We start from the raw sequence: 606 nt of genomic DNA on the forward strand, positions 1-606 counted from the left end.
AAACTTTCTGCCCTAATATTTAATTTTTCCTCAATTAATGTATCTGCTCTAAATCTATGTCCATTTTTACATTCAACAATCGGATCATTAAATAATTCCAAATGTCTTGATGCAATAAATGTATTTTTATGCATTATTTCTGAAGGTTGTATTTCATATATATTATCAAATAATTTTCCAAAATAGGATTCTTCATAAATTTTCAAATCTCCTTTCTCTAACAATGTACCTAAAGATCCATAATCATAAAATCCAGATCTACNNNNATATATACTTTGAGATTCATAGAAAAATCCTCTATTAATAAAGAATTTTATTTTTTCATTTAAGTCCATCTAAAAAATATAATTAAAAAATTTTAATATTTTTCTAAATTAAAAATATTATTGATCNNNNTATTCCTGCTAGTATAAATGATATAATTAAGTATTTTCTGATACAACCAATGAAGATTTATTTGCAGNNNNATTTACAATTAAATTATATTGTGCAGTTCCAATATTTTGTCCATTTACATTGAAGTTTAATAATAATGAAGAAGATCCAATATATAATGGTAATATACTAAATTGTAATATATATGATTGATTTGGTTGTAATTGATCT

Source organism: Candidatus Nanopusillus massiliensis, assembly GCF_920984865.1.